Origin of the sequence: Bacillus sp. NPDC060175, assembly GCF_042728695.1 — a bacterium.
Classification (GTDB): Bacteria; Bacillota; Bacilli; order Bacillales; family Bacillaceae_G; genus Bacillus_A.
In genome coordinates this window covers 1-2,999 of record NZ_JBHWYR010000171.1, presented here as the reverse complement: position 1 = coordinate 2,999, position 2,999 = coordinate 1, and the positions used below count along the sequence as shown (strand labels likewise).

At 56.9% G+C, this 2,999-nt stretch carries 1 rRNA gene; it reads left to right on the top strand.

Annotation, left to right across the window (positions count from 1 at the left end):
* Positions 1-23 precede the first annotated feature (23 nt).
* Positions 24-2,999: ribosomal RNA gene (locus ACFWDE_RS30200) — 23S ribosomal RNA — on the top strand; the annotation flags it as partial.

Here is a 2,999-nt window from a genome sequence, read left to right as displayed (position 1 = left end):
GCACAGTGGACGCGAGCATCTGTGGCCAAGTTTTTAAGGGCGCACGGTGGATGCCTTGGCACCAGGAACCGATGAAGGACGTGGGAGGCCACGATAGTCCCCGGGGAGCCGTCAACCAGGCTTTGATCCGGGGGTTTCCGAATGGGGAAACCCGGCAGTCGTCATGGGCTGTCACCCGCTGCTGAACACATAGGCAGTGTGGAGGGAACGCGGGGAAGTGAAACATCTCAGTACCCGCAGGAAGAGAAAACAACCGTGATTCCGGGAGTAGTGGCGAGCGAAACCGGATGAGGCCAAACCTTGTATGTGTGAGACCCGGCAGGGGTTGCATGCAGGGGGTTGTGGGATCTCTCTTTCACAGTCTGCCGGCTGTGAGACGAGTCAGAAACCGTTGATGTAGGCGAAGGACATGCGAAAGGTCCGGCGTAGAGGGTAAGACCCCCGTAGACGAAACATCAGCGGCTCGTTTGAGAGACACCCAAGTAGCACGGGGCCCGAGAAATCCCGTGTGAATCTGGCGGGACCACCCGCTAAGCCTAAATATTCCCTGGTGACCGATAGCGGATAGTACCGTGAGGGAATGGTGAAAAGTACCGCGGGAGCGGAGTGAAATAGTACCTGAAACCGTGTGCCTACAAGCCGTGGGAGCGTCGCGCATCGAGCTTGCTCGGTGCGTCGTGACTGCGTGCCTTTTGAAGAATGAGCCTGCGAGTTTGCGGTGTGTTGCGAGGTTAACCCGTGTGGGGAAGCCGTAGCGAAAGCGAGTCCGAACAGGGCGATTTAGTTGCACGCTCTAGACCCGAAGCGGAGTGATCTAGCCATGGGCAGGTTGAAGCGGCGGTAAGACGTCGTGGAGGACCGAACCCACCAGGGTTGAAAACCTGGGGGATGACCTGTGGTTAGGGGTGAAAGGCCAATCAAACTCCGTGATAGCTGGTTCTCCCCGAAATGCATTTAGGTGCAGCGTCGTGTGTTTCTTGCCGGAGGTAGAGCACTGGATAGGCGATGGGCCCTACCGGGTTACTGACCTTAGCCAAACTCCGAATGCCGGTAAGTGAGAGCGCGGCAGTGAGACTGTGGGGGATAAGCTCCATGGTCGAGAGGGAAACAGCCCAGAGCATCGACTAAGGCCCCTAAGCGTACGCTAAGTGGGAAAGGATGTGGAGTCGCAGAGACAACCAGGAGGTTGGCTTAGAAGCAGCCACCCTTGAAAGAGTGCGTAATAGCTCACTGGTCAAGTGATTCCGCGCCGACAATGTAGCGGGGCTCAAGCGTACCGCCGAAGTCGTGTCATTGCAGCAATACTCCCAACGGAGGCTGTGATGGGTAGGGGAGCGTCGTGTGCCGGGTGAAGCAGCCGTGGAAGCGAGTTGTGGACGGTTCACGAGTGAGAATGCAGGCATGAGTAGCGATACACACGTGAGAAACGTGTGCGCCGATTGACTAAGGGTTCCTGGGTCAAGCTGATCTGCCCAGGGTAAGTCGGGACCTAAGGCGAGGCCGACAGGCGTAGTCGATGGACAACCGGTTGATATTCCGGTACCCGCTGTGAAGCGTCAAACATCGAGCATCGTGATGCTAAGGCCGTGAAGCCGCCCTGATCTCTTCGGAGTTGAGGGGAGTGGTGGAGCCGCCGAACCAAGCTGTTAGTAGGTGAGTGATGGGGTGACGCAGGAAGGTAGTCCAGCCCGGGCGGTGGTTGTCCCGGGGTAAGGGTGTAGGCCGTGTGGTAGGCAAATCCGTCACACATTAAGGCTGAGACCTGATGCCGAGCCGATTGTGGTGAAGTGGATGATCCTATGCTGTCGAGAAAAGCCTCTAGCGAGTTTCATGGCGGCCCGTACCCTAAACCGACTCAGGTGGTCAGGTAGAGAATACCGAGGCGTTCGGGTGAACTATGGTTAAGGAACTCGGCAAAATGCCCCCGTAACTTCGGGAGAAGGGGGGCCATCACTGGTGATCCGATTTACTCGGTGAGCTGGGGGTGGCCGCAGAGACCAGCGAGAAGCGACTGTTTACTAAAAACACAGGTCCGTGCGAAGCCGTAAGGCGATGTATACGGACTGACGCCTGCCCGGTGCTGGAACGTTAAGGGGACCGGTTAGTGACCTTTCGGGGTTGCGAAGCTGAGAACTTAAGCGCCAGTAAACGGCGGTGGTAACTATAACCATCCTAAGGTAGCGAAATTCCTTGTCGGGTAAGTTCCGACCTGCACGAATGGCGTAACGACTTCTCGACTGTCTCAACCATAGGCCCGGTGAAATTGCATTACGAGTAAAGATGCTCGTTTCGCGCAGCAGGACGGAAAGACCCCGGGACCTTTACTACAGTTTGATATTGGTGTTCGGTTCGGCTTGTGTAGGATAGGTGGGAGACTTTGAAGCAGCCACGCCAGTGGTTGTGGAGTCGTCGTTGAAATACCACTCTGGTCGTGCTGGATGTCTAACCTGGGTCCGTGATCCGGATCAGGGACAGTGTCTGATGGGTAGTTTAACTGGGGCGGTTGCCTCCTAAAGAGTAACGGAGGCGCCCAAAGGTTCCCTCAGCCTGGTTGGTAATCAGGTGTTGAGTGTAAGTGCACAAGGGAGCTTGACTGTGAGACCGACGGGTCGAGCAGGGACGAAAGTCGGGACTAGTGATCCGGCGGTGGCTTGTGGAAGCGCCGTCGCTCAACGGATAAAAGGTACCCCGGGGATAACAGGCTGATCTTCCCCAAGAGTCCATATCGACGGGATGGTTTGGCACCTCGATGTCGGCTCGTCGCATCCTGGGGCTGGAGTCGGTCCCAAGGGTTGGGCTGTTCGCCCATTAAAGCGGTACGCGAGCTGGGTTTAGAACGTCGTGAGACAGTTCGGTCCCTATCCGCTGTGCGCGTAGGAATATTGAGAAGGGCTGTCCCTAGTACGAGAGGACCGGGACGGACGAACCTCTGGTGTGCCAGTTGTCCTGCCAAGGGCATGGCTGGTTGGCTACGTTCGGAAGGGATAACCGCTGAAAGC